The organism is Pseudomonas sp. GW821-FHT02B10 (genome assembly GCF_059421865.1).
The window spans coordinates 292807-318990 of record NZ_JBWKVU010000005.1 but is presented as its reverse complement, the minus strand read 5'-3'; the positions used below and the strand labels follow the sequence as shown (position 1 = coordinate 318990).

Annotated in this window: 30 protein-coding genes and 1 tRNA gene; 25 read left to right on the top strand and 6 right to left on the bottom strand. The window is 59.9% G+C overall.

What is annotated here, in order from left to right; genetic code table 11:
- Positions 1 to 23: 23 nt before the first annotated feature.
- The 12 genes from ruvA (at position 24) to AC07VU_RS14150 (ending at position 8864) form a co-directional block, all read left to right on the top strand.
- The gene (gene ruvA, locus AC07VU_RS14205) at positions 24 to 632 is read left to right on the top strand and encodes a Holliday junction branch migration protein RuvA (protein ID WP_009045287.1); all 609 of its coding nucleotides are present in this window, start codon (positions 24 to 26) and stop codon (positions 630 to 632) included.
- Positions 633 to 1691 carry a Holliday junction branch migration DNA helicase RuvB gene (ruvB, locus tag AC07VU_RS14200; protein ID WP_009045286.1) on the top strand — a complete coding sequence of 353 codons (1059 nt, stop codon included), beginning with the start codon at positions 633 to 635 and terminating at the stop codon, positions 1689 to 1691. It begins immediately after the preceding gene.
- A 139-nt stretch (positions 1692 to 1830) separates the two neighbouring features.
- Positions 1831 to 2298 (top strand): tol-pal system-associated acyl-CoA thioesterase, encoded by a 468-nt coding sequence (gene ybgC, locus AC07VU_RS14195; RefSeq protein ID WP_025805902.1) that lies wholly within the window; start codon positions 1831 to 1833, stop codon positions 2296 to 2298.
- The gene (tolQ, locus tag AC07VU_RS14190) at positions 2288 to 2983 is read left to right on the top strand and encodes a protein TolQ (RefSeq protein ID WP_007931111.1); all 696 of its coding nucleotides are present in this window, start codon (positions 2288 to 2290) and stop codon (positions 2981 to 2983) included. Before ybgC ends, tolQ begins: the two co-directional genes overlap by 11 nt.
- A gap of 14 nt (positions 2984 to 2997) precedes the next feature.
- Positions 2998 to 3450, top strand: a complete 453-nt coding sequence (tolR, locus tag AC07VU_RS14185; protein WP_007931110.1) for a protein TolR — start codon at positions 2998 to 3000, stop codon at positions 3448 to 3450.
- On the top strand, positions 3450 to 4529 hold the full coding sequence (gene tolA, locus AC07VU_RS14180; protein WP_495030053.1) for a cell envelope integrity protein TolA: 1080 nt from the start codon (positions 3450 to 3452) through the stop codon (positions 4527 to 4529). Before tolR ends, tolA begins: the two co-directional genes overlap by 1 nt.
- Positions 4530 to 4567: 38 nt before the next feature.
- Positions 4568 to 5827, top strand: coding sequence for a Tol-Pal system beta propeller repeat protein TolB (gene tolB / locus AC07VU_RS14175; protein ID WP_007931107.1), 1260 nt, complete (start codon positions 4568 to 4570; stop codon positions 5825 to 5827).
- Positions 5828 to 5879: 52 nt separating this feature from the next.
- Positions 5880 to 6377 (top strand): peptidoglycan-associated lipoprotein Pal, encoded by a 498-nt coding sequence (gene pal, locus AC07VU_RS14170; protein WP_003178634.1) that lies wholly within the window; start codon positions 5880 to 5882, stop codon positions 6375 to 6377.
- Between the two features lie 6 nt (positions 6378 to 6383).
- Positions 6384 to 7208, top strand: a complete 825-nt coding sequence (gene ybgF, locus AC07VU_RS14165) for a tol-pal system protein YbgF (RefSeq protein WP_274304453.1) — start codon at positions 6384 to 6386, stop codon at positions 7206 to 7208.
- Between the two features lie 166 nt (positions 7209 to 7374).
- On the top strand, positions 7375 to 8022 hold the full coding sequence (gene queE / locus AC07VU_RS14160) for a 7-carboxy-7-deazaguanine synthase QueE (RefSeq protein ID WP_007931105.1): 648 nt from the start codon (positions 7375 to 7377) through the stop codon (positions 8020 to 8022).
- Between the two features lies 1 nt (position 8023).
- Positions 8024 to 8725, top strand: a complete 702-nt coding sequence (gene queC, locus AC07VU_RS14155; RefSeq protein ID WP_009045283.1) for a 7-cyano-7-deazaguanine synthase QueC — start codon at positions 8024 to 8026, stop codon at positions 8723 to 8725.
- Positions 8726 to 8788: 63 nt separating this feature from the next.
- A tRNA-Lys gene (locus AC07VU_RS14150) sits at positions 8789 to 8864 on the top strand.
- A 101-nt stretch (positions 8865 to 8965) separates the two neighbouring features.
- Here AC07VU_RS14150 and AC07VU_RS14145 read toward each other — a convergent pair.
- The gene (locus AC07VU_RS14145; RefSeq protein WP_495030079.1) at positions 8966 to 9850 is read right to left on the bottom strand and encodes a helix-turn-helix domain-containing protein; all 885 of its coding nucleotides are present in this window, start codon (positions 9848 to 9850) and stop codon (positions 8966 to 8968) included.
- Between the two features lie 421 nt (positions 9851 to 10271).
- On the opposite strand from AC07VU_RS14145, the gene AC07VU_RS14140 reads away from it, so the two are divergent.
- The 12 genes from AC07VU_RS14140 to AC07VU_RS14085 all read left to right on the top strand — a co-directional run bounded on the left by AC07VU_RS14140 (position 10272) and on the right by AC07VU_RS14085 (position 21052).
- The gene (locus tag AC07VU_RS14140) at positions 10272 to 10463 is read left to right on the top strand and encodes a Flp family type IVb pilin (RefSeq protein WP_053262390.1); all 192 of its coding nucleotides are present in this window, start codon (positions 10272 to 10274) and stop codon (positions 10461 to 10463) included.
- Positions 10464 to 11155: 692 nt separating this feature from the next.
- Positions 11156 to 11347 carry a Flp family type IVb pilin gene (locus AC07VU_RS14135; RefSeq protein WP_025805893.1) on the top strand — a complete coding sequence of 64 codons (192 nt, stop codon included), beginning with the start codon at positions 11156 to 11158 and terminating at the stop codon, positions 11345 to 11347.
- Positions 11348 to 11374: 27 nt separating this feature from the next.
- On the top strand, positions 11375 to 11893 hold the full coding sequence (locus AC07VU_RS14130) for an A24 family peptidase (RefSeq protein WP_495030052.1): 519 nt from the start codon (positions 11375 to 11377) through the stop codon (positions 11891 to 11893).
- Positions 11894 to 11907: 14 nt separating this feature from the next.
- The gene (locus AC07VU_RS14125) at positions 11908 to 13227 is read left to right on the top strand and encodes a DUF8689 domain-containing protein (protein WP_274304451.1); all 1320 of its coding nucleotides are present in this window, start codon (positions 11908 to 11910) and stop codon (positions 13225 to 13227) included.
- Between the two features lie 16 nt (positions 13228 to 13243).
- Entirely contained in the window at positions 13244 to 14059 is an 816-nt protein-coding gene (gene cpaB, locus AC07VU_RS14120; RefSeq protein WP_495030051.1) for a Flp pilus assembly protein CpaB, read from the top strand.
- Between the two features lie 37 nt (positions 14060 to 14096).
- A complete protein-coding gene (locus tag AC07VU_RS14115; protein ID WP_495030050.1) occupies positions 14097 to 15434 on the top strand; it encodes a TadE/TadG family type IV pilus assembly protein in 1338 nt (445 codons plus the stop codon).
- A gap of 8 nt (positions 15435 to 15442) precedes the next feature.
- Complete coding sequence (locus tag AC07VU_RS14110) at positions 15443 to 15913, top strand: TadE/TadG family type IV pilus assembly protein (RefSeq protein WP_277589471.1); 471 nt, start codon at positions 15443 to 15445, stop codon at positions 15911 to 15913.
- Complete coding sequence (locus AC07VU_RS14105; RefSeq protein ID WP_053262384.1) at positions 15913 to 16416, top strand: TadE/TadG family type IV pilus assembly protein; 504 nt, start codon at positions 15913 to 15915, stop codon at positions 16414 to 16416. Before AC07VU_RS14110 ends, AC07VU_RS14105 begins: the two co-directional genes overlap by 1 nt.
- Entirely contained in the window at positions 16410 to 17627 is a 1218-nt protein-coding gene (locus tag AC07VU_RS14100; protein ID WP_495030049.1) for an AAA family ATPase, read from the top strand. Before AC07VU_RS14105 ends, AC07VU_RS14100 begins: the two co-directional genes overlap by 7 nt.
- A gap of 3 nt (positions 17628 to 17630) precedes the next feature.
- Positions 17631 to 19064: a TadA family conjugal transfer-associated ATPase gene (locus AC07VU_RS14095; RefSeq protein WP_102678998.1), complete on the top strand. Its 1434-nt coding sequence runs from the start codon at positions 17631 to 17633 to the stop codon at positions 19062 to 19064.
- Between the two features lie 2 nt (positions 19065 to 19066).
- Entirely contained in the window at positions 19067 to 20053 is a 987-nt protein-coding gene (locus AC07VU_RS14090; protein ID WP_007931084.1) for a type II secretion system F family protein, read from the top strand.
- Between the two features lie 27 nt (positions 20054 to 20080).
- A complete protein-coding gene (locus AC07VU_RS14085) occupies positions 20081 to 21052 on the top strand; it encodes a type II secretion system F family protein (RefSeq protein ID WP_150052659.1) in 972 nt (323 codons plus the stop codon).
- Between the two features lie 74 nt (positions 21053 to 21126).
- Here the strand turns inward: AC07VU_RS14085 and AC07VU_RS14080 are convergent, their stop codons facing one another.
- The 3 genes from AC07VU_RS14080 to AC07VU_RS14070 form a co-directional block, all read right to left on the bottom strand.
- Positions 21127 to 21399, bottom strand: a complete 273-nt coding sequence (locus AC07VU_RS14080) for a DUF3613 domain-containing protein (RefSeq protein WP_053262379.1) — start codon at positions 21397 to 21399, stop codon at positions 21127 to 21129.
- Between the two features lie 2 nt (positions 21400 to 21401).
- Positions 21402 to 22124: a tetratricopeptide repeat protein gene (locus AC07VU_RS14075; protein ID WP_495030078.1), complete on the bottom strand. Its 723-nt coding sequence runs from the start codon at positions 22122 to 22124 to the stop codon at positions 21402 to 21404.
- 107 nt (positions 22125 to 22231) lie between these two features.
- The gene (locus AC07VU_RS14070; protein WP_053262377.1) at positions 22232 to 23476 is read right to left on the bottom strand and encodes a type II and III secretion system protein family protein; all 1245 of its coding nucleotides are present in this window, start codon (positions 23474 to 23476) and stop codon (positions 22232 to 22234) included.
- Positions 23477 to 23990: 514 nt separating this feature from the next.
- Here AC07VU_RS14070 and nadA point away from each other — a divergent pair.
- The gene (gene nadA, locus AC07VU_RS14065) at positions 23991 to 25049 is read left to right on the top strand and encodes a quinolinate synthase NadA (protein WP_007931079.1); all 1059 of its coding nucleotides are present in this window, start codon (positions 23991 to 23993) and stop codon (positions 25047 to 25049) included.
- A gap of 62 nt (positions 25050 to 25111) precedes the next feature.
- Here the strand turns inward: nadA and AC07VU_RS14060 are convergent, their stop codons facing one another.
- Together AC07VU_RS14060 and AC07VU_RS14055 are read right to left on the bottom strand one after the other, a co-directional pair.
- Complete coding sequence (locus AC07VU_RS14060) at positions 25112 to 25600, bottom strand: RDD family protein (protein ID WP_007931077.1); 489 nt, start codon at positions 25598 to 25600, stop codon at positions 25112 to 25114.
- 98 nt (positions 25601 to 25698) lie between these two features.
- A complete protein-coding gene (locus AC07VU_RS14055; RefSeq protein ID WP_007931076.1) occupies positions 25699 to 25911 on the bottom strand; it encodes a cold-shock protein in 213 nt (70 codons plus the stop codon).
- Between the last annotated feature and the right edge of the window lie 273 nt (positions 25912 to 26184).

Sequence of the window (26184 nt, the reverse complement as noted above, 5' to 3'; positions counted from 1 at the left end):
GGCCTGAGCTAAGGATCTGAAACGTGATTGGACGCTTGCGCGGCACCTTGGCTGAAAAACAGCCGCCGTACCTGATTCTCGATGTAAACGGCCTGGGTTACGAGGTGGAAGTCCCCATGACCACCCTCTACCGCCTGCCGTCGGTCGGTGAACCGCTCACCCTGCACACCCATTTGGTCGTGCGTGAAGATGCCCAGTTACTCTATGGCTTTGCCAGCAAGCGCGAGCGGGACTTCTTTCGCGAACTGATTCGCCTCAATGGCGTGGGGCCGAAACTGGCGCTGGCACTGATGTCCAGCCTGGAGGTCGACGAGCTGGTGCGTTGCGTGCAAGCGCAGGACACCTCGGCGCTGACCAAGGTGCCGGGGGTGGGTAAAAAGACCGCAGAGCGCCTGCTGGTCGAGCTCAAGGACCGCTTCAAGGCCTGGGAAGCCGTACCGAGTATGTTTGCCCTGGTGCCGAACCAGCCGGATGCGCCGATGCCGGTGGCCAGTGCCGAGACCGATGCGGTCAGCGCCCTGATCTCCCTGGGCTACAAGCCGCAGGAAGCCAGCAAGGCCGTTTCCGCGATCAAGGAAAAAGGCCTGAGCAGTGAAGACATGATTCGCCGCGCCCTGAAGGGAATGATTTAAGTGATAGAAGCAGATCGTCTGATCGCCGCCACGGGCCCCCGTGAGCGCGAGGAAGTCCAGGACCGTGCGATTCGCCCCGTCAGCCTGGCCGAATATATCGGCCAGCCGACGGTGCGCGAGCAAATGGAGCTGTTCATCCAGGCTGCCCGCGGGCGCAACGAGTCGCTGGACCACACCCTGATCTTCGGCCCGCCGGGCCTGGGCAAGACCACGCTGGCCAACATCATCGCCCAGGAAATGGGGGTGTCGATCAAGAGCACCTCGGGGCCGGTGCTGGAGCGCCCAGGGGACCTGGCGGCGCTGCTGACCAATCTCGAACCGCACGACGTGCTGTTTATCGATGAAATCCATCGCTTGTCGCCGATCGTCGAGGAAGTGCTGTACCCGGCCATGGAAGATTTCCAGCTGGACATCATGATCGGCGAAGGGCCGGCGGCCCGTTCGATCAAGCTCGACTTGCCGCCGTTCACCCTGGTGGGGGCGACGACCCGCGCGGGCATGCTGACCAACCCGCTGCGCGATCGCTTCGGTATCGTCCAGCGCCTGGAGTTCTACAGCACCGCGGACCTGGCGACCATTGTCGGGCGCTCCGCCGGCATTCTCGGCTTGCCGCTGGACCCGGACGGCGCCTTTGAAATCGCCCGGCGCGCCCGCGGGACGCCGCGTATCGCCAACCGCTTGTTGCGTCGGGTGCGAGACTTTGCCGAGGTTCGCGCCAAGGGCCACATCACCAAACCCATCGCTGACCTGGCGCTGAACCTGCTGGATGTCGACGAACGTGGCTTCGACCACCAGGACCGGCGCCTGCTGCTGACCATGATCGAGAAGTTCGACGGCGGGCCGGTGGGGGTCGACAGCCTGGCGGCCGCCATCAGCGAAGAGCGGCATACCATCGAGGACGTGCTCGAACCCTATCTGATCCAGCAAGGCTATATCATGCGTACGCCGCGCGGGCGTGTGGTGACCCGGCATGCCTATCTGCATTTCGGTCTAAACATCCCGTCACGATTGGGGGAGATGCCTGTGGTAGACGAATTCCTCGATGCCGTGGACGATTAATAACCGCTTGGGCAGCGATTTATTCGCAGCTTGTGCGGTCCTAGGGGGCTGGCATTGCCGTTATTTCGCCAGAAAGCCGTTCGAGAATGAAAAACAGTTGCCCGGCCGGATTGGCAACCTGAGGAGTAAGCACTAGAGTATGCGCGCGCAAAACGGGCTTGAGTCGTTCGCACATCGTTGTCGCGTTTATTACGAAGACACCGATGCCGGCGGCATCGTGTATTACGTTAATTACCTTAAGTTTATGGAACGGGCTCGAACCGAACGGCTACGAGATCTGGGCTTTGCCCAATCGCAGCTGGCAGGGGAGAACCTGTTGTTCGTCGTGCATTCCAGCGAAGCGCGCTACCACGCGCCGGCGCGACTGGACGACGAGCTTCTGGTAAGTGCAGAAGTCATCGAATTGAACCGGGCCAGCCTGCGCTTCAAACAGCAGGTCAGGCGAGCCACGGATAATGCACTGCTCTGCGAAGGGCAGTTTCTGGTGGCCTGTGTGCGCACCGACAATTTGAAACCCCGGGCCATTCCCGAAGCTCTACGTGCGGCCTTCGCCGACGTGAGCGGCGCGGGTACACACTCAGAGCAGGAGATAAAGCGTGGAAGCTAACGTCGTCGACCATTCCTCCATGTGGAGCCTGGTCAGCAATGCCAGCATCGTTGTGCAGTTGGTAATGCTGACCCTGGTAGCCGCATCGGTGACCTCATGGATCATGATCTTTCAGCGCAGCAACCTGCTGCGTGCCGGTCGACGCGCCCTGGAGAGCTTCGAAGAGCGCTTCTGGTCGGGTATCGACCTGTCCAAGCTGTACCGTCAGGCGGGCAGCAACCCGGACCCTGATTCGGGCGTGGAGCAGATCTTCCGTGCCGGCTTCAAGGAATTCTCGCGCCTGCGCCAGCAGTCGGGCGTTGATCCCGAGGCGGTCATGGAAGGTGTCGCGCGTGCCATGCGTGTCGCCATCTCCCGCGAAGAAGAGAAGCTTGAGCAGAGCCTGCCATTCCTCGCCACTGTCGGCTCGGTCAGCCCGTATATCGGTCTGTTCGGTACCGTCTGGGGGATCATGAACTCCTTCCGCGGCCTGGCCAGCGCCCAGCAGGCGACCCTGGCGACCGTTGCGCCGGGTATCGCCGAAGCCCTGATCGCCACCGCGATCGGCCTGTTTGCCGCGATCCCAGCCGTTATCGCCTACAACCGCTTTGCGGCCCGTGGCGAGACCCTGATCAGCCGTTACTACACCTTCGCCGACGAGTTCCAGGCGATCCTGCACCGTAAAGTGCACACCAGCGAAGAGTGAGCAGGTAAATCCCCATGGCCCGAGTTCGCCACAAACGCAAGCCGGTTGCCGAGATGAACGTGGTGCCCTACATCGACGTGATGTTGGTACTGCTGGTTATCTTCATGGTGACCGCGCCGATGCTCAATCAGGGCGTGAAAGTCGATCTGCCCAAGGTTTCCAGCGAAGCCTTGCCGCAGGACAACAACACCCAGGTCCTGACCATTTCGATCAAGGCTGACAAGACCTACTACTGGAACCTTGGCAGCGAAGTCGACACCGACAAGCAGATGGACAAGGCCATGACCTTGCCGCAGATGACCGACGCCGTGACCAAGATCATTCGCGCCGGCAATGAAGGCGGCAAGCATACCCAAGTGTTCATTCGCGGCGACAAGTCCGTCGATTACGGCGCCGTCATGGGCGCCATGGGCGGACTGCAGAAGGCCGGCGTCGGTAACGTTGGCTTGATTACCGAGGCGCCCTGATGCAGCAACAGCGAGAGCCGTCCGCCTCGGAAAGCTACTTCTGGCCTAGCGTGTGGGCAATTGCCCTGCACGTTCTGGTGTTCGGCATGCTGTTCGTCAGTTTTGCCATGACGCCGGAGTTGCCGCCGTCCAAGCCGATCGTCCAGGCGACCCTGTATCAGCTGAAATCGAAAAGTCAGGCGACCACCCAGACCAATCAGAAGATTGCGGGTGAGGCGAAGAAATCCGCCGCGCGCCAGACCGAAGTCGAGCAGATGGAGCAGAAAAAGGTCGAGCAGGAAGCGGTCAAGGCTGCGGAACAAAAGAAAGAAGAGGCTGCTCAAAAAGCCGAGGAAGCGAAAAAGGCCGACGAAGCCAAGAAAGCGGATGAGGCGAAGAAGGCTGATGAAGCCAAGAAAGCCGACGACGCGAAGAAGGCTGCGGAAGCGAAAAAGGCTGAAGAGAAACAATTGGCTGATATAGCCAAAAAGAAAGCCGAAGAAGAAGCCAAGAAAGCCGCCGAAGAAGAGGCCAAGAAAAAGGCCGCTGAAGAGGCGAAGAAAAAGATAGTCGAAGACGCGAAGAAGAAAGCCGCGGAAGACGCCAAGAAGAAAGCTGAAGCAGACGAGGCGAAGAAGAAGATCGCCGAGGACGCGAAGAAGAAAGCCGCCGCCGACGCAGCCAAGAAAAAGGCTCAGGAAGCAGCGCGTAAATCCGCCGAAGATAAAAAGGCCCAGGCCCTGGCTGATTTGCTTTCCGACACGCCGCAGCGTCAGCAGGCCTTGGCGGACGAGCAGGGCGATGAAGTCGCGGGCAGTTTCGACGATCTGATTCGTGCTCGTGCGGCGGAAGGCTGGGCTCGTCCTCCTTCGGCGCGCAACAACATGACTGTCGTGCTGCAAATCGGCATGTTGCCGGATGGTACGGTGACTTCCGTGTCGGTGGCCAAGTCCAGCGGCGATGGTCCGTTCGATGCCTCGGCGGTAGCTGCGGTCAAGAACATTGGACGTTTGACAGAAATGCAGGGAATGAAGCCGAGCGATTTCGCTCCGTATCGTTCATTCAAGATGACATTCACACCTGAGGATCTAGCCTTGTGAGAAACCTTCTTCGAGGATTGCTTGTCGTTATTTGCTGTATGGCAGGGATAGCGACAGCGGATGAAAAGAACATTCTGGTCACCAGTGGCAGTGACCGGGCCACGCCCATCGCCGTAGTGCCATTCGGCTGGCAGGGGGGCAGCGTGCTGCCCGATGACATGGCGGAAATCATCGGCAACGACCTGCGCAACTCGGGTTACTACTCGCCGATTCCAAAGCAGAACATGATCAGCCTGCCGACCCAGGCCAGCGAAGTCATCTACCGTGACTGGAAGGCCCTGGGCGCCCAGTACATCATGGTCGGCAGCATTGTTCCGGCGGGCGGTCGCCTGCAGGTGCAATACGCCCTGTTCAACGTCGCCACCGAACAGCAAGTGCTGACCGGCAGCGTCTCGGGCAGCGTCGACCAGTTGCGCGACATGGCTCACTACATCTCCGACCAGTCGTTCGAAAAACTCACCGGTATCAAGGGCGCCTTCTCGACCCGCATGCTGTACGTTACGGCAGAGCGTTTCTCCGAGAAGAACACGCGCTACACCCTGCAACGCTCCGACTATGACGGCGCGCGCGCGGTGACCCTGCTGCAATCCCGTGAGCCGATCCTGTCGCCGCGCTTCGCGCCGGACGGCAAGCGCATTGCCTATGTGTCGTTCGAGCAGAAGCGCCCGCGCATCTTCGTTCAGCACATCGACACTGGCCGTCGCGAGCAGATCACCAACTTCGAAGGCCTGAACGGCGCGCCTGCCTGGTCGCCGGACGGCCAGCGCCTGGCGTTCGTGCTGTCCAAGGACGGCAACCCGGACATCTATGTGATGAACCTGGGTTCGCGTCAGATCTCGCGTGTGACTGCGGGGCCTGGCATCAACACCGAACCGTTCTGGGGCAAGGATGGTTCGACCATCTACTTCACCTCGGACCGTGGTGGCAAGCCACAGATCTACAAGACCAGTGCCGGTGGTGGCGGTGCGGAACGGGTGACTTTCGTGGGCAACTACAACGCCAACCCGAAACTGTCCGCGGACGAAAAAACCCTGGTCATGATTCATCGGCAGGACGGCTTCACAAACTTCAAGGTAGCTGCTCAGGATTTGCAGCGTGGCAACGTGAAAATCCTTACCGACAGCACACTTGATGAGTCGCCTACTGTTGCGCCCAACGGCACCATGGTAATCTACGCCACCCGCCAGCAGGGCCGGGGAGTCTTGATGCTCGTGTCCATTAATGGACGCGTGAGGCTCCCGCTTCCTACCGCTCAAGGCGAAGTCAGAGAACCGTCCTGGTCCCCTTACCTGAACTGACGCGGCGCTTTACGTTTTACTTAACACACTGGGGTTCATTAGGAGTTTCACGATGGAAATGCTGAAGTTTGGTAAGTTTGCTGCGCTGGCTCTGGCCATGGCTGTAGCTGTAGGTTGCTCCTCCAAAGGCGGCGACAACGCTGGTGAAGGCGCTGTTGATCCAAACGCTGGTTACGGCGCTAACACCGGTGCAGTTGACGGCTCCCTGAGCGAAGAAGCTGCTCTGCGCGCAATCACCACCTTCTACTTCGAATACGACAGCTCGGACCTGAAGCCAGAAGCCATGCGCGCTCTGGACGTTCACGCCAAAGACCTGAAAGCAAACGGCGCTCGCGTTGTTCTGGAAGGCAACACCGACGAACGTGGTACTCGTGAGTACAACATGGCTCTGGGCGAGCGTCGTGCGAAAGCCGTTCAGCGCTACCTGGTGCTGCAAGGCGTTTCCCCAGCTCAGCTGGAACTGGTTTCCTACGGCGAAGAGCGTCCAGTTGCTACCGGCAACGACGAGCAGTCCTGGGCTCAAAACCGTCGCGTCGAACTGCGTAAGTAATTCGTCATGCGAACGTGCCGTCGTGCTCTAACTGTCTTGGCTCTCAGCCTCGCGCCGCTTTCGGTGTGGGCTGCGGTTCCTGTGGTCGATAACAACTCGGGCTATAACAATAGCGGAGGCAGTTATCCGCCAGCGGGTTATGGCACGAACGGCGCCTATGCCGGGGGAGGGGTTTCGACCCCTGTCTCGGCACAGGGCGAGCTGTTCCAGCAACTGCAGCAAATGCAGGATCAAATCGCACGGCAACAAGGTGTGATTGAAGTACTGCAAAACGATATTGCGCGTATGAAGCAGGAAAGCCTGGAGCGTTACCAGGATCTTGATCGACGCATTGGAGCGGGCGGTGCACCTGCCGCGACTCCTGATAATTCTTCTGCCGGTGGCGATGCAAGTGTCGCCGGTGCAGCTGCAGGGGCTGCCTCGCAAGCTCCAGCGGCAAGCAGTGAACCGGGCGATCCGGCGAAGGAAAAGCTGTATTACGAAGCAGCCTTCGACCTGATCAAGGCCAAGGATTTCGACAAGGCCAGCCAGGCTTTCGCCGCGTTCCTGCGTAAATACCCAAACAGCCAATACGCGGGTAATGCCCAGTACTGGTTGGGCGAAGTGAACCTGGCCAAAGGCGACCTGCAAGGTGCCGGCCAGGCATTTGCCAAGGTCTCCCAGCTGTATCCGAAGCATGCCAAGGTGCCGGACTCGCTGTACAAGCTGGCTGACGTAGAGCGCCGCCTGGGCCACACTGACAAGGTCAAGGGCATTCTGCAGCAGGTGGTGGCCCAATATCCGGGTACTTCCGCCGCCCAGCTGGCTCAGCGCGATCTGCAACGCATGTAATCGAGTTTGAGCTGTTTTGAAGAAACCCGCGCTTGCCGCGGGTTTTTTCGTTAGAATCCATGCCCTTTTTATGAAACACGCTTCCTGGGATTACCGTGTTTGCGGGATTCCTCGAGGTGCCTGACGGAGGCGGACAGCCTGTTTAGCTGTTACGCCCGTGGCGACTATGCAAGACACATTGAGAATTACCGAAGTTTTCTACTCGTTGCAGGGTGAAACTCGGACTGCCGGCCTGCCCACAGTATTTGTGCGCCTGACCGGTTGTCCGCTGCGTTGCCAATACTGCGACAGTGCCTACGCCTTCAGCGGTGGCAGCATCCGCACCCTCGAGAGCATTCTCGAGCAGGTCGCCGGTTTCCGCCCGCGTTACGTCTGTGTGACCGGTGGCGAGCCTCTGGCCCAGCCTAATGCCATTCCCTTGCTCAAGCAGCTGTGTGACGCCGGTTACGAAGTCTCGCTGGAAACCAGCGGAGCCCTGGATATTTCCGCGGTCGATCCGCGTGTTAGTCGAGTGCTCGACCTGAAGACACCGGGGTCGCAGGAAGCTCAGCGCAATCGTTACGAAAACATCGAACTGCTGACACCGAACGACCAGGTCAAGTTTGTCATCTGTTCCCGCGAGGACTATGACTGGGCGGTTTCCAAGCTGATCCAGTATGGTCTGGAGCGGCGGGCGGGCGAGGTGCTGTTCTCGCCGAGCCATCACGACCTCAATGCGCGTGATCTGGCCGACTGGATCGTTGCGGACAACCTGCCGGTGCGCCTGCAATTGCAGCTGCATAAATACCTTTGGAATGACGAGCCGGGGCGCTGATATGACTGAACAAGCACAGAGCCAAGTTGCCACTGAAAAGCGTGCAGTAATCCTGCTGTCCGGCGGTCTGGACTCGGCCACCGTAGTGGCCATGGCCCGCGCCGAAGGGTATCGCTGCTACACCATGAGCTTCGATTACGGCCAGCGTCATCGCGCCGAGTTGCAGGCGGCTGAACGTGTCGCTCGCGACCTGGGTGTGGTGGAGCACAAGGTGATCGGCCTCAACCTCAACGGTATCGGCGGCTCCGCGCTGACCGACAGCTCCATCGATGTGCCCGAGGCCCCGAGCGAAGGGATCCCTGTCACCTACGTACCGGCACGTAACACCGTGTTCCTGTCCCTGGCACTGGGCTGGGCGGAAGTACTGGGGGCGCGGGACATCTTTATTGGCGTCAACGCCGTGGACTATTCGGGGTATCCGGATTGCCGTCCGGAGTTTGTCGAGGCCTTCGAGCGCATGGCCAACCTGGCGACCAAGGCCGGGGTAGAGGGGCAGGGGTTCCGTATCCAGGCGCCGCTGCAGAACCTGAGCAAGGCCGATATCGTCAAGGCGGGCGTCAAGCTCGGGGTTGATTACGGCCTGACCGTGTCTTGCTACCAGGCCGATGATCAAGGGCGTGCCTGCGGCAAATGCGACAGCTGCCGTCTGCGTGCAGAAGGTTTTGCCGCGGCCGGTGTCAGCGACCCAACACCTTATTTTTGATTTTTTTCATATTGGGTGTTGAATTCTTTTTATAAATCAGTATTATACGCGCCACCACACAGCGGGTCGTTAGCTCAGTTGGTAGAGCAGTTGGCTTTTAACCAATTGGTCGTAGGTTCGAATCCCACACGACCCACCATTTTCTAGCAGTATTTAAAATCCGAAAGGCCCACGAAAGTGAGGATTTTCGGGTTTTTTTTTGCCTGCAGAAAATGTAATGGCGCCACTGCATTGGCCTGTTCAGCGACCTTCGATACGCAGCGGCAGGCTGTCGATCACCTGAGACAACGTTTGCTCCAGTTCCGCCTCTTCTTTTTTTACCCGTTCCGGGATTCTTCGGCGTTGTCGGTATTCGCTGGGGCTGGCGCCCGCGAATTGCTTGAAGGCGCGGGCAAAGTAGGACGGGTCCTTGAAGCCGACTTCATAGCCGATGCTGGTGATGGGCATCTGGCTGTTGTCGAGCAGATTCTTGGCGCAATCCATGCGTTTGCTCAGGATGTAGTCCATGAATCCCAGGCCATGGACCTCCTTGAACAGCCGGCTGAAGCGAAACGTGGTCATGCCGCAACGCTTGGCCAGCTCTTTCTGGTCGATGCTTTCACGAAAATTCTGCTCGATGTACAGCAGCACATCGCTGAGTGCCTGATGTTTCTGGTGCTCTACGGTCAGTCGGATGCTGTCCGGCAAGGACGGGCCGTGTTCGATCTGTAGCGTCTTGTTGCCGGGGCCGCTGCTGTGGCGCAGCTCGCAGAGCTGCTTCAGCGCATGCAGGAAGCGCCGGATCTCGGCACTCGAGAGAGGGAGCACCATGTATTCCCAGACACGCGAGCGCATGGCCCAGACGGCGAGTTCTTCGGAGTGCTGCACCGTGAACATGGCAATGGGAATGGAGGGAATCTTGTGTTTGATCTCCAGCAACAGATTGAGCCCTCGCATGTCCGGGCGGTCATAGTGCATGCAGATCATATCCGGTAGAGGATGAGTGTCCTTTTCGGGCAGGGACGCATCTTTCGACACCCGGCAATCGCAGGTTGGGCGAAACAGCGCGATCAGTTCTTCAGAGGATCGGTCGCGCGTGAGGTCGAACCATAAAAGAGAGGGTTTCTGGGCCGACTCAGGTTTCATTTCCTTATTCCTTCCTGGTGTCTCACTGTCACTTTCTGGGCTGTCAGTATCGCCACTGGGCTTTGCGGGCAAAGGATCAAGTTCTGATAACGCTTCATAAATTTTCTTGATTACCTTCTATGTCTGACAGCGAGATAAGAGTCACAGGCAGCTCCTTGCTGTTGCGATCGCCTTTTCTTGCATCACCGGCCACGGCTGAATCAATTTAGTGTTATATGAGAACAGTTCCTTTTCTGAAAAAAACTCCCTCTGCCAGGTTTAGTTTCATTGGTGTTCTTTGCTGTCTTGCCAAGGGGCGCAAAAAAGTCCTAGAAACCGACAATAAACTCCTAACTCTTTGTGTTAGCCCCTGACTAGGATTCAGTCAGGCGGCACAAATACTGATCGCCTTAAAGCAACTTTCTTATATGAGGTGAACAAGATGAACCTGCAAACAATCAAAACCTCGGTGCTGGCATTCATCAAGGACGAAGAGGGTCTGACCATCGTGGAATATGCCGTGGCCGGTGGCCTGATCACCCTGGGCGCCGTTGCCGCGTTCGTGACTCTGGGGGGCAACGTGAGCACCGCCATTACCAGCCTGGGTTGCGCCGTTCAGGGCCAGGTGTGCTGACGACAGCCGTTGTGCCGAATCCTCGGCCCTGGGCTGGAGCTGCTTGTCGCTCGTACGCAGCCAGACTTCTCGGGTCTGGCTGCGATGAGCGGTTTCCCTCGGGCTGAGGCCGTACCTGTGGTCCATGTGTGTTTCCCACCTTTTTCTGTCTACTCTCGCCTGGACAGATGGAGCCGCCTCAATCGGTATGTGCAGTCAGCGCACAGTAGATGATGGATGGCTCCCGTCTTGCTCTCGAGCGAGTTCAAATCGTTAAAGTGACCTTTGGCCGAGCACGGCTCCATCGCTCTGTCGCGGCCTGCAAATTCTCTTTGCAGCTTCTGGAGTATCGTCGCTGTATTGCTCGCGTGAAGATCAAATCCTGATATGGAAGCCCCGGGTTACTTCGTTTCGCACTATGGTTTGGGTGCAGCGAATGCGGCCGGGGCTTTTGTCTTTGTCGGCCAGTGCTCAGGTCGGTCTTGCATCGACGGCGAGACTGTTTCAGGCGACTCTTCAATTATTCCTTCCTTAGATAAACCATCTGTTCCTTGTGCTGTTCCTGGTGCTTTTTTGCATCTTTCAACAACAGCAATAAAGTCCTAACGATCAGCAAAAATCTCCTAACCCTTCCAATGCTCCCCTGACTAATGTTCAACCAGGCAGTACGACAGTGCTGCTCTTACATAAAAACACTTGAGTGAGGTGGGAAAATGAATCTGCAATCGATCAAGACTTCGATCATCAAGTTCGCCAAAGACGAAGACGGCCTGACCATTGTGGAATATGCAGTGGCCGGCGGCCTGATCACTTTGGGCGCTGTTGCTGCATTTATCACCCTGGGCGGCAACGTGGCCACTGCCATCACCAGCCTGGGATGCGCTGTCCAGGGGCAAGTCTGCTAACGCCAACTTCCACCGAGGGCTGCAGTCATGGGCAAAGAGCAATTATTCGTTGTTGCATTGATGCTGGGACTGCTGGGGATTGCGGTGGTGAGCGATCTTCGTCGCCACCGTATTCCCAACCTCTTGGTGCTGTTGGGGCTGGGACTGGGGATTGCCGGCCAGGTCTACTCCTCAGGCGTCATCGGGTTTGGTTATGGACTGCTGGGCATGTTGATCGGTTTCGCCGTTTTTCTCCCGCTGTACACCTTTGGAGGGATGGCAGCCGGCGACGTCAAGCTCATGGCCATGGTTGGCACTTTTCTCACTCCGCAGCACGCCCTCTGGGCTGCATTTTTCAGCCTGATCGCCGGCGGCGCGTGCGGGGTACTGATTGTGTTGGTACGTGGTCAAGTTCAACAGACCATGGGGCGCTACTGGCAGATTTTGAGAGCCAGGGCCTATTTTTCGCCGGCGGACGATGAAGTGGCCGGCAAACCCTTTCCCTATTCGGTTGCGATCCTGCTCGGCACATTGGCCAGCTTTTTCTGGTTGCCCCTTGGCCAGTAGCTCAGGAGAACATTATGTACGCCATCAGTAACAGCCGTCCGACCGGCAATGACCGGGAAGCAGTGCAGCGACTGGCTCCACAGCCACGCACGATCCTCGAGACCGGGCTGGCCGACAATTTCCTGGGAGACCTGGTCTGCAAGCATTTGCACGATGCGGGTGTACTGGACATGCCCCGACTGGTAGAGCGCCTGGCGCTGACGGGGGCGGTGATTGAAGAAGTCCTGACCTTCCTGCGTCAGGATCACCGGGTCGAGATCCTCGGCCAAGCCGGTGGCCAGGGCTTGCGCTACGGGCTGACCGAGCGCGGCCGCAATGCTGCCCGCGATGCCTTGTCGCGCAGTGGTTATATCGGCGCGGCGCCATTTCCGGTGAGCGCCTACCGCTCGCTGCTCAAGGTACAGACCATTCACCATGGCCGTATCAGCGCCCGGGACATGCAGGCTTCTTTCGGCTCCATGGTGCTGGCGCAGAACATGCTCGATCAGTTGGGCGTGGCCCTGAATTCCGGGCGCGCCATCATGATTTACGGGCCAGCGGGGACGGGCAAGACCTATGTCAGCAGTCGCTTGATCCGGCTGTTTTCCGAATCCATCTGGGTGCCCCATGCGATTGCGATCAACGATGCGGTGATCGAGATCTACGACCCCCAGGTACACCGGCGCCTGGATGTCGGCGATCCGCAGAACAGCCTGATGCTCAATGAGGGGATCGACCGCCGGCTCCTGTGCTGTGAACGGCCGATCGTCATCACCGGCGGCGAGCTGACCATGGAACAGCTGGATATCCGCTACGACCCCTTCACTCGCCAGTACCAGGCACCGTTGCAGCTCAAGGCCAGCAATGGCCTGTTCGTCATCGACGACATGGGGCGCCAGCGCATGGCGCCCGCGGAATTGCTCAATCGCTGGATCGTACCGATGGAGGAGAAACGCGACTTCCTCAACCTCGGCGGCGGGCGGCACTGCGAGCTGCCGTTCGACCTGATCCTGGTGTTTTCCACCAACCTGAACCCGTTGGAACTGGCCGACGAGGCGTTCCTGCGGCGGATTGGCTACAAGTTGCAGTTCGGCTACCTCAAGCCCGAGGAGTACGAACGTATCTGGATTCAAGAGACAGAGCGCCTGAACATCCAATACGACCCGCTGCTGTTGCGCTACGTCCTGGATGAACTCTATGGCGCTGAAAACATGCCGCTGGTGCCTTGTCACCCACGGGATCTCTTGAGCATGGCGCTCGATCGCCAGCGTTATGTGGGCGCCAGCGGACCCCTGTCAACCCTGGAACTGGAGTGGGCATGGCACAGCTACTTCGTCCAGCTCGACTTTCTTTGAGTAAGGAGATTTCGACATGAGTTCTCGTACTTTCACTCTGGTGACCCTGTCCGTGGTTCTGGGCCTGGGCGCGGCATGGATGGCCAACACCTGGCTCAATGCACGGCTCAACGCTACCCCCGACGATAACCAGCAGAACGTGGTGGTGGCGACCGTGGAAATCGCTTTCGGGCAAATGGTCGAGCCACAGCAGGTCGCGCTGGTCCGTATGCCCAAGGAAACGGTGCCCGAGGATGCTTTCGACGCGACCGAGAAGGTCGTGGGCAAGATCGCCACCTTCTCCATGCTGCGCGGCGACATCCTGCGCGGTGCGCGTCTGGCCGAACACCTGGGCGGCAGTACCCTGGCGTCGCTGATCGAGCCCACCAAGCGTGCGATCTCGGTCCGGGTGGACGACGTGGTCGGCGTGGGGGGCTTCCTGTTGCCGGGTAACCGGGTCGATGTGCTGGCTACCCGGCAGACCGGCAATACCGGCGATGCCGAATCCAAGACCATCCTGGAAGACCTGCGGGTGCTGGCGGTGGACCAGACGGCCAGTACCGACAAGACCCAACCGGTGGTCGTGCGCGCCGTGACCCTGGAAATGACCCCCCAGCAGGCCGAGGAACTGGTCAAGGGGATGGCGGCCGGCAAGCTGCAACTGGCCCTGCGCAATCCGCTGGACAACCAGAAGCAACCGGCGATGGTCGAGCCGGTCGCCATGATCCAGGAAGTGCCTGCCCCGCCAGTGGTTCGGCCGATTGTCCGGCGTCGTGCCAGCGGCGACAGCGGCGACAGCGGGATCACGGTGATCCGCGGGATCGAGGTCAACGTTGTGAAGTCCCAGCTGTAAATGATCGGGTACGACATAAACCAACGATGAGGGCTTGATGATGAGCGCGCGTATCCAACAGCCATTGAGTGCTTTCCCACGGCAGCAGCGCGGCGCAATGCTCGTCCTGGTGGTGATTGCCCTGGCCGCGATGCTGCTAATGGGGGCCCTGGCGTTGGATGGCGGCCATATGCTGGTGAACAAGTCCCGCCTGCAAAATGCAGTGGATGCCGCGGCGCTGAGCGGTGCCAAGACCCTCAGTACGGTAATGGGTACCACGGGAGCCGCGAGCCTGGCGCAGAGCGCTGCGCTCAATACCCTGACCCTGAATGCCAACGCCAGCGGCAATCAGGAGCTGGCCACCGCCATCGCCAACAATGTCGGCGGCTTTGCCACGGTAGAGTTGGCGTCCACTGTCTATGGGCCTTTCTCTTTCCCGGGGCCGGCCAATGCGAGCTATGTGCGGGTGACGGTCACCAACTATTCCCTGGCCGGATTCTTCTGGGGCGTCTTTCAGACCCTGGGCAATGGGGTCGGTAACAAGTTCGTGAGCGCGGTCGCTACCGCCGGGCCCAGCCCCGCCAGCCCTTGCGACCTCACGCCGCTGATGGTGTGCGGCGACCCGACGAAAAACAACCCGTCCACCGGGATGTTCTGGGGGTTCCAGTTCGGCGACCCGCAGGTGCTGAAAACTGCCGCAGGCAACAGCTCGCCGATTGGCCCCGGCAACTTCCAATTGCTCGATTTCGGTTCGGGCGGCAGCACGGTCAGGCAGGGGTTGGCAGGCGGTATCAAGCAGTGCAACAGCGTCGGTTCGAATGTCCAGACCAAGCCGGGGAATACCGTGGGGCCTGCCTCGCAGGGCCTCAATACACGCTTCAATGAGTATTCCGGCGGTCTCAGCGCGGCGGACTATCCACCGGACCTGGTGATCACAACCAACTCCAAGTCATTCACTTACGACGATACGCTCAAGCAGATTCAGTACAACAATCAGGCGGTTACCTCGAGCAGCGGCAATTTGTCCGCGGGTGGCAGCGCCTTGTACGACTACAACAACTGGGTGCAGGACTCCGCCAACTGCGTTGCCGGTAGCGGTGGTGGCTGCCAGAGCAGCGGGGCGTTCGAGCGGCGGATCATCAAGATCGTGATCGGTGATTGCTCGGGCAAGAACGATGGGTCGTCCTCGATACCGGTGCTGGGGTTCGGCTGCTACTTCGTCCTGCAGCCCGCTTCGCAAAAGGGTAATGAGGCGCAGATATTCGGTCAGTTCGAGAGTGTCTGCGAAGGCGACAACGTGCCGGGTCCCAACCCGGCCAATACCACCGGGCCGCAGATCATCCAGCTGTACAAGACCTATATCGACAACAGCCAGACGCCAAGTACCGACTCTTAGGAGGCTTTATGGGACGCAGAGGATTCAGGTCGCCGCGCAACCAGAGCGGCTTGGCGATGGTGGAGCTGGTATTGACGCTGCCGCTGCTGCTGTTGCTGATGCTGACCTTCGCCGAGTTCGGCCGCATGTTGTTCCAGTACAACAGCCTGATGCAGGCCAGTCGCGACGCCGGGCGTTATGTCGCTGACAAGGCGTGGAACGCCACCCTCGGCAAGCTCGACCTGAGCGGCACGCTGCAGACCCAGGCCAAGAACGTCGCTGTCTATGGCGTGCCCGCCAACCCCAATGGCTACCCAGCGGTGGTGTCGGGGCTGACGCCGGCGAATGTCACGGTCAGCGCGGTGGGTGCCGAGCATATCCAGGTCAGCATTACCTACACCTATGTGCCGGTGATCGGCAGTGCCTTGCCCGTCTTGTATGGCAGCAACGTGCCGCTGGGCCTGGCCTTGACTTCCACTGTTGTCATGAGGGCCTTGTGATGAACGTCAAAGGTATGCGTGGGCTGTACACCGTCGAGTTCGCGATCACCAGCCTGGTGCTGTTCACCGTGCTGTTCGGTGTGCTGGAAATGGGCCGGCTGTACTTCACGGTCAATGCCCTGAATGAAACCGTGCGCCGCGGTGCGCGTCTGGCGGCAGTGTGCGATATCCAAGATCCGGTGATCCTGCGTCGGGCGATGTTCAACGCTTCCACCGACGGCGGCCCGAGCAGCCTGCTCAATAACCTGACGGCCGCCAACCTGAACCTGGTTTATCTGGACGCCAACGGCGCGGTCGTCACCAGCCCCAACGATCTGAGCGGTACCGGCGGCTTTGTCGCCATTCGTTATGTCCAGCTACAGGTATCCAATTTCAGTTTCAATCTGCTGATTCCTGGGTTCAACGGGGTGTTTGTCTTACCGGTATTCAGGTCGACCGTGCCACGTGAAAGCCTCGGTCGGCAGCCCCAGGCAGCAGTCACACCGGAGATCACACCATGTTGAGTACCCGAGAAGCGCCCGTTGTCGCTGCTACTGAAAAGCAAGGCAAGCGCCTGCTGATCAGTGGGCGCGACGCGACCACCTTGAATCATCTGAAAGCGTTGAGCCAAGGGCTGCCGAACCTGCAGGTAACCACTCGCCTGGTGAGCAACGGTCATACCGATCCGCTGTATGGGCTGGAGCAGATGCCCGACTTCCTGCTGTTGCGCGTCAGCCATCTGTGGCGCGAGGAGCTGGCGGCCTTGTTGCAGCACCCGCTCAAGGAACGCCCACCGCTGTTGGTCTGCGGCCCGCTGGATGAGCGCGAGGGCATGCGCCTGGCGATGCAGGCCGGTGCCCGGGACTTTCTTCCCGAGCCGGTAGCGGCAGAAGAGCTGCAGGCGGCCATCGGCCGTATGCTCATGGAGGCCAATGCGGAGCAGGGGACCGGTGGCAAGCTGATTGCGGTGATGAACGCCAAAGGCGGTTCGGGAGCCTCGATGCTGGCTTGCAACCTGGCGCATCAGCTTTCCACCCGCGGTGGCAGGACCCTGCTGCTGGACCTGGACCTGCAGTTCGGCAGCGTGGCGCATTGCCTGGATGTGGTGCCTACCCACAGCCATGTGGATGTGCTGAAGCAGGTCGAGTCCCTGGACAGCATCGCCTTGCGTGGCTATTGCAACCACTTCAGCCCGACCCTGCATGTGCTGGGCGGGCGTACCGGGGAGCTGTGCCTGACGCAGGATGTGCACCTGGACCAGCTGGAGAAACTGTTGCGCCTGGCCCGTGGGACCTACGACTGGGTCGTGGTGGATTTGCCACGACAGATCGATCACCTCACCGGCGTCACGCTCGAGCAGGCCGATCGCATCTACGTCGTGCTGCAGCAGAGCCTGAGCCACCTGAAGGATGGCACCCGCCTGACCCGCATCCTGCGCGACGACCTGAATGTGCAGAGCAACCGGATACAGGTGGTGGTCAACCGCTACAACAAGGCCTCGCCGGTGAGCCTCAAGGATGTTGCCGATGCCCTGCGCTGTACGACCCTGCAAGCCGTGCCCAATGACTATGCGGTGGTCAGCGAGAGTCAGAACACCGGTGTGCCGCTCGAGCTGCATGCGCCACGTTCCGGGGTGACCCTGGCCCTGCGTGAGGTGACCCAGAACCTGATCGGAATCGAGGTCGCCGAGAAGAGTTTGTTCAAACGTACCTTCAATCGTCTGTTCGGAGGCTAGGCCATGCTCAGCGACTTTCGTAATCGCCTGCGTCAGCAACCCGGTAAACAGGCACCGGCAGAAACCCAGGACGCGTCCCTCGATGGCAAAGAGTGCGCCAGTGTGCTCATGGCCTGGGAGGCCAGTGTGCCGGACCTGCTCTATGAAACCAGGACCAAACTCGGCTCGATGGAGGCCGAGTGGCGGGAAAAGATCTACCAGCAATTGCTCAAGGTCATGGACCTGTCGCTCCTCGATTCCCTGGAGCCGGCCGAGGCCGGGCGGCAGATCCGCGACATCTGCCAGCGCCTGCTCGATGAGCATTCGGCGCCGGTCAATTCCAGCAGCCGTCAGTTGATCCTCAAGCAGATCGCCGACGAGGTGCTCGGCCTCGGACCTTTGGAGCCGCTGCTGAACGATGCGAGTGTGTCCGACATCCTGGTCAACGGTCATGCCTCGGTGTACGTCGAGCGCTTCGGCAAGCTGCAAAGAACGGATGTGCGTTTTCGCGACGACCAGCACCTGCTGAATATCATCGATCGCATCGTTTCCAGCCTGGGGCGGCGTATCGATGAGTCCTCGCCGCTGGTGGACGCTCGCTTGAAGGACGGTTCGCGGGTCAACGCCATCATTCCACCGCTGGCCATCGACGGGCCGAGCATGTCGATCCGCCGCTTCGCCGTGGACTTGCTCAACACCGAGAGCCTGGTGCAGATGGGCACCCTGACCCCGGGTATCGCCCTGATGCTCAAGGCCATCGTCCGCGGCCGGCTGAATGTCCTGATCTCCGGGGGGACCGGCAGCGGCAAGACCACCATGCTCAACGTGTTGTCCAGTTTCATTCCGCACAACGAGCGGATCGTGACCATCGAAGACTCGGCCGAGCTGCAACTGCAGCAGCCCCATGTGGTACGCCTGGAAACCCGTCCGTCGAACATCGAGGGCCGTGGCGAGGTGGGCCAGCGGGAGCTGGTGCGCAACAGCCTGCGTATGCGCCCGGACCGCATCGTCATCGGTGAGGTGCGTGGCGCCGAGGCGCTGGACATGTTGACGGCGATGAATACCGGCCACGACGGCTCGCTGACCACCATCCACGCCAACACCGCCCGCGATGCCCTGGGACGGATCGAGAACATGGTGTCGATGACGGGGGCGACCTTTCCGATCAAGGCCTTGCGTCAGCAGATCGCTTCGGCCATCGGTGTGGTCATCCAGTTGGAGCGGCAGGAGGACGGCACGCGGCGGCTGGTCAGCGTGCAGGAAATCAACGGCATGGAAGGGGAAATCATCACCATGACCGAGATCTTCTCTTTCGTGCGCAGTGGTCTGGGCGAGAAAGGCGAGGTTGTGGGCGAATTCCGCCCCACCGGCATGGTTCCGGCGTTTCGTGATGTGCTGGCCAAACGGGGCATCGAGCTGCCGCTCAGCCTGTTCCGGCCAGACTGGATGGAGGGCTAGTCATGCATCAGATCCCCAGCGAGTTCATCCTGGCGTTTCTCGGCATGGTGTTCACCGCCATATTCCTGCTCAGCCAGAGCGTGGCGGTGCCGGTGTTCGGCGAGGCCGGCAAGGTGCGCAAGCGTATCCGCAGTCGCCTCGACCTGCTGGAACGGGCCAGTAACCTGGAGAACATGCAGTCGGTACTGCGCCAGAAATACCTGCGTCGCCTGTCCCCGCTGGAGGCGCGTCTGGAGCAATTGCCAGCGATGGAGGCCCTGGCGCAAATGATCGAGCAGGCCGGGCATGAGTACCGCGCCTATCGGGTGCTGATGCTCAGCCTGGTCCTGATGATGGTGGCTGGCATGGGGACGTGGCTGTTCACGCAGCTGTGGTGGGCGGCGCTCCCGGCTGCTGCTATGGCCTTCTGGCTGCCGGTGTTGAAAATCTCCCGGGACCGCAACAAACGCTTTGCCCTGTTCGAGGAGCAGTTGCCGGATGCGCTGGATGCCATATGCCGGGCGCTGCGTGCCGGACATCCGTTCAACGAAACCCTGCAGTTGGTGGCCGACGAGCACAAGGGGCCGGTTGCCCACGAATTCGGCCTGACCTTTGCCGACATCAACTACGGCAACGATGTGCGTCGGGCCATGCTTGGCCTGCTGGAACGCATGCCGAGCATGACCGTGATGATGCTGGTGACCACTGTGCTGATCCATCGCGAGACGGGCGGCAACCTGACCGAGGTACTGGATCGTTTGAGCAGCCTGATTCGCGGCCGCTTCCGCTTTCAGCGCAAGGTCAAGACGCTCTCGGCCGAAGGGCGCATGTCGGGCTGGATCCTGGTGGCGATGCCTTTTGTACTGGCGGCGGGGATTGTGCTTTCGAGCCCGACCTATCTGCCTCTGCTCATCAATGAGCCGCTGGGACAGAAGATGGTGCTTGGCGCGTTTGTGGCAATGCTGGTGGGAATCTTCTGGATACGCAAGATCATCCGGATCCAGGTGTGAGCACAATCACTCGTAGGGGGTGAGGTCATGGAGTATCTGCTGAGTCTGATCCAAAGTGTGGTCGGTAGCGAGCAACTGGCGCGCCTGCTGTTCGCCGGGGCCATCGGCCTGAGCGTGGTGCTGGCCGTGGCGACCCTGGTATTGCTGGTGCAGGGGTTGCAGGACCCGGTGCACCGCCGTCTTCTGCTGATCAAGCGCGGTCATGGCGGCGATGGTCACCGGCAGCAGGGGGCGCCGAGCAACCTGCAATTGATGCTGGAGCAGGTCGGCCAGCGTTTTGCCTCCGGTGAACAGGAACAGGCCTCGGCGACCCGGACCTTGCTGATCCATGCGGGCTTTCGCTCCCCGGCCGCTGTCCAGATGTACTGGGCGGTGCGCCTGCTGACACCGTTGGCATTGGTGGCGCTGGCGGTCTTGGCGCTGCCGCTGATACCGAAGGTATCGCTGCTTCTGGGGATGGGGCTGGTGATCCTGGCGTTGGGGGTAGGCTGGCTGGTACCGGCCATCTATGTCGACAGCCGCAGGAACGCGCGGATGACCCGTTTGCTCGTCGCCTTTCCGGATGCGCTGGACTTGATGGTGGTCTGCGTGGAGTCAGGCCTTGCCTTGCCCCAGGCGATCGAGCGGGTATCGGAAGAGATAGCGGTCAGCCAGCCTGAGCTGGCCATGGAGCTGGCACTGGTCAACTCCGAGATCCGGGCCGGGATTCCCAGTACCGAAGCGCTCAAGCATCTGGCCGAGCGTACTGGGCTGGAAGACATTCGCGGGTTGGTGAGTCTGCTGGCGCAGAGCATTCGCTTCGGGACCAGCGTGGGGACGACCCTGCGTATCTATGCCGAGGAGTTTCGTGACCGGCGCACACAGCAGGCCGAAGAGAAAGCCGCGAAAATCGGCACCAAGCTGGTGTTTCCGCTGATCTTCTGCCTGTGGCCAAGCTTCTTTCTGGTAGCCATAGGGCCGGCAATCATCGGCGTCTTCAAAGTATTCGGGAAGTTATGAAAGAGGGGAGGGGCAAGGGCCATCGGCATGGATGGCATTGCCCCCTCTGAACTGAACGCCATCGCGACTTGCTGTCACTTCGAACCACCTGACCCACCCGAACCTGCGTACTCCTTGTAGTACTCGGGTATCGGGTGTTTGTAGTTGTCCAGCCAGCGCTGCAGGGTCAGTTCCCGTTCGCTGGGCGAGGCGTTCTGCGGGATGGGCGACTTGACCTGGTTACGACTCTGCAGCAGCAGCCAGGTTTCGGTCGACTGTTGTGACAGGGAGGCCGGGCCGGGTTCGATAGCCTGGGTCACCAGCGGAAGAAGCAAGAGTCCCAGGCAGCTAAGCGTTTGGTATTTCATCACTACCTCTGCGTTATTGGTTGATTGACACTCGATGGCGACGAATCCGTTGCAGTGACTGCCTGATCCTTAACTGCCTTCTTCGTCGCGTTCCTGAGTTTTTCGGCCCGCTCCTTGGCGCTGGAGACTTGTTCGGGTTTCAGGCCGGCACGATTGACCAGGTCCGAGGCCTGTTTCCAGTTGCCTTGATAAATCAGCAAGGTCACCAGGTTCAGGGTTGCCAGCTGATCGTCCTGTTTCAGCTCCATGGCCGTGAGGAACTCAAAGCGGGCTTGCCTGGTATTTCCCTGGTTGAGGTAAACCACCCCCAGGTCGTTGCGGATTTTCTCGTCGGTGGGGGACAGGCGTGCCGCTCGCGTCAGATGTTCCAGGGCCAGAGCGTTATCGTTGCGTGACGCCGCCAGTTGGCCCAGGCCATGCTCGCCTTCGGCGGCCAGGCAGGTGCTGAGCAGGCTGCGGTACAGCGGCTCGGCCTCGCTTTGGCCGAGCTGGCGATAGACCTTGGCCTTGCGCATGCGAACCTGTGCCAGGTTATCCGGCAGGCGTTGCAGATTGGCCAGACCGGCATGCAGCTTGCCTTCGCCGATCATGTCGTCGGCCAGGCTTAGCGACAGTTCCTGATCCGAATCCAGCTTGCTGCATGCCTGTTTCGACCAGGCACCGCCGCCATTCGTGGCACAGCCGCCGAGCATGAGCAGCCCTAAGGCAGCAATGACTACTTTCATTTTTCCCTCCTGGAACAATCCGATTGTCGAGGAATGGCCAACACCGGACTTGTCGAGTCCGGTGTCGTTGAGCCTGAACGTAGCGAGCGACGAGCCAGAACCCTGATTCATTGCGAAAGCCCGCTGGCGGCCTGGTCATAATTGCCGTTTTCCAGGAAGTACAGACGGAACCAGTTCGGGTCGTAGTTGCGCAATGGCTCGCCAGGCAGTACCGGCAGCTTGGCGTTGACCGCCAGCGGTTGCACCAGATGCGGGGTGACGATCATCAGCAGTTCCTTCTCTTCGCGCCTGATCGAAGAATCACGGAAAAATGCCCCCAGGATCGGAATCTCTCCCAGGCCGGGGAACTTGCTCACGGCTGTGGTATTGGTGGTGCTGATCAGGCCGCTGATCACGAAGCTCTCACCGTCGGCCAGGGAGATGCTGGTGTCGGTGCGACGCACAACCAGGGCTGGCACCGAGATGCCGTTGACGGTAATCCCGTTGTTGAAGTCCAGCTCGCTGACTTCCGGGGCGACCTTCAAGGCGATGCGGTCATTTCCGACGATCGTGGGGGTCAGGGTCAGGCGAATGCCGAATTCCTTGTACTGGATGGTAATACTGTCGCTGCCGCTGCTGGGGACCGGAATCGGCACTTCACCACCGGCCAGGAAGCTGGCGCTCTGCCCGCTCAGCGCCACCAGGCTCGGACGCGCCAGGGTGTAGGCAAACCCACTGCCTTCCAGAGCGTTGATCAGCCCAAGGACGTTACCGCCGCCAAAGCCGATATTGAACTGGCCGTTGTTGAGCGGTATGTTCGGCCTGACGCCACCGATATTGCCGGGCGTCACCGTCACCAACGGGACCGTGCCCGGGGAGCTGAACAGGAAGTTACCGCTCTTGCCGAAGATCGAGGTGCCGGCCTCTTTCAGCTTGGTGCGGCTGACTTCGACAAAGCGGATATCGGTCTGCACCTGGCTGGCCAGCGCCGGATCTTCGGAGGGGGGCAACAGTGAGCTCACCATTGAATGAGGGCCTTTGCCCTGGACGAACACCATGCTCTGGCGAGGTTCCTTGTCGCATGCCGTCCAGACCATCAGGCTGGTGGCGCCGGGCGCAATACCCGTCAGCAGGTACGAATCCCGTCCATTGAGATACACATCGGCAATTTTCGGGTCGCCCACGGCCAACCGGGTAATGGCGACGGGGGAGTGCATTATCGTCTGCTGACCCTCTCCTACTTCCACCGTCGACGGCAGTGGCTGCAATCCAGCGCAGTTATTTGATGCCGCCATGGCCATTCCGGTGGGAAGACCAGCGACAATCAATGTCCACGCCACTCTCCTGAGCACCTGTACACAATCACTGTTCATGCACTGCATCCTTGTTTGGGCTGGGGGAAACCGCAAGGGCCGGTCAGCAGGGATCATTTCTCCGTCATCTGAACCAGAGCCCACCAAGTGTTGCTGCAACCAACCAGCAGTTAGCTGTTTCTGTAACTGACGTTAGCGCAGAAAGGTAAAATTGCTATGAAGTGTAAAAAAACGCTTGGTCGATCGAGGGGATTCACCGCCGGGCCGAGGCTCGCCTGCATGCAATGCGCATAAATGGTGCAAGTGCGCGTTGCGCGTCACTGAAGCGTTTGCGCTGTCGGGGCTGCAATTGGCAGGCTTTCGTACCCCTTGACCGATGCCTGCTCCGTGCCGGGGCGAGCCGTGTGACACAGGTCAGAATCATCTTTTACATCAAGGGGATATTCTGTAGCCTTGCGCAGTTTCAACGCTGCACCACCTGATGAATACTCACTCTCCCGGCGGTACCCTCAATGGGTCCGGAGCCGGGTGTATACTCGACTTTCGCGCATAAGCGCCCGCAGGTCTTGCGATCATGACGCACATTTCCGAACGCCTTCTGGTTCAGGCCCACCTTGACGCCAAACAGCCCAAGCCGCTGACGGCCGCAGAGGAAGCCCATTACCGTGCCGCGATTGCTGCCGAGCTCAAGGCTCAGGACGCCGTGCTGGTGGCTCACTTCTACTGTGACCCGGTGATTCAGGCCCTGGCCGAAGAGACCGGCGGCTGTGTGTCCGACTCCCTGGAAATGGCCCGTTTCGGCAACGCTCACCCGGCCAAGACCGTGGTGGTCGCCGGTGTCAGGTTCATGGGCGAGACGGCGAAGATCCTCAACCCCGAAAAACGCGTGCTGATGCCCACCCTGGAAGCCACCTGCTCCCTCGACCTGGGGTGCCCGGTGGAAGAGTTCTCGGCGTTCTGCGACCAGCATCCGGAACGCACCGTGGTGGTCTATGCCAACACATCGGCAGCGGTCAAAGCCCGTGCCGACTGGGTCGTGACCTCCAGTTGCGCCCTGGAAATCGTCGAAAGCCTGATGGATAACGGCGAAACCATCATCTGGGGGCCGGACAAGCATCTGGGCACCTATATTCAACGCCAGACCGGTGCCGATATGCTGCTGTGGGACGGTGCCTGCATCGTCCACGAAGAGTTCAAGTCCAAGCAGCTGGAGGACATGAAGGCGCTGTATCCCGACGCGGCCATTCTGGTCCACCCTGAGTCGCCGACGTCGGTGATCGAGCTGGCCGATGCGGTGGGTTCCACCAGCCAGCTGATTGCCGCCGCGCAACGCTTGCCGAACAAGACGCTGATCGTGGCGACCGACCGCGGCATCTTCTACAAGATGCAGCAGCTGTGCCCGGACAAGGTGTTCATCGAGGCGCCAACGGCCGGCAACGGTGCGGCTTGCCGCAGCTGCGCCCACTGCCCGTGGATGGCCATGAATACCCTGGAGCGCACCTTGCAGAGCCTGCGTGAGGGCAGCAACGAGATATTCGTCGACCCGGCGCTGATTCCCCAGGCCATTCGCCCACTCAAGCGCATGCTGGATTTCACTCAGGCGGCGCGGATGAAGCTGGCGGGCAATGCCTGATCGCCTTCGACAAGCGCACAGAAAAACGCCCCGAGATTCGGGGCGTTTTTCTGTGCGGCGGATTATTTTTTCTGCTTGGGAATGCGCACGATCTGGCTGGAAGAGTAGATGTCGTGCCAGCTGCGCTTCTGCTTGTCTACCAGGATCCAGATGAAACCCAGCCCGGCGCACAGCCAGGAAGCGATCGAGACCATGAAGCGCAGGAGGGCCTGCCACAGGCTGATGCGGCTGCCGTCGGCGTTCTGCACACGAATGCCCCAGACCTGCATGCCCAGGGTCTGGCCGGAATGGGTCCAGAACTTGGCGAAGAAGGCGAACAGCACGAACAGCAGGACGGTGGAGTAGAGCGGATCGCCGTCCAGCGCGCCGGATTCGGTCAGGGTGCGCATCCGGGTTTCACCGAGGATCTGCAACTGGATGAACTTGTAGACGCCGCCCGTGACGATCAGCAGTGCGGTGCACAGCAGGAAATCGTAGAACATCGCTGCCAGACGACGGCCCAGGCCAGCGGCGGGGAAATCGCCCTGGGGGGTTAGCAGGTGCTTCGGCATCACAGGCCTCTCGATCGAAAGAAAGAAGCCATTTTACGGAATTACGCGCACAAAAAAGCCCCTGATGTCAGCATCAGGGGCTTTTTCGTTACAGACGATCAGCCTTCGGCTTGAACTTCGTCAGCCTGCATGCCTTTTTGGCCTTGCACAGCGATGAAGGTCACTTTCTGGCCTTCTTTCAGGCTCTTGAAGCCGTTGCCCTGAATAGCGCGGAAATGCACGAACAGATCCGGACCGCTTTCTGGAGTGATAAAACCAAAACCTTTCTCGTCGTTAAACCACTTGACGGTACCGCTCTGACGTTGGGACATTTCTTATTTCCTTTGACGCTAAAAAATTAATGACAGTCTCTTTCTCATGAAGGAGTACTGGGCTGGGTTGCAGGAAAGTAAGAGACGTCGAACGGGTTGTAGCAAACTTGTTAGCTACTGCCCAGGTCACGATTCCAAGCGACCCATGCAAACACAGTGGGGAAACTCTACGCCAACTATGGGAGAAAAAACAAGCCCTGCGAAACCCCGGTTTTCCTCAGCTTGGTGGCTGTTTGCCGGAACTAGGCATCTGGGCTTATTCGATAGGGTCGT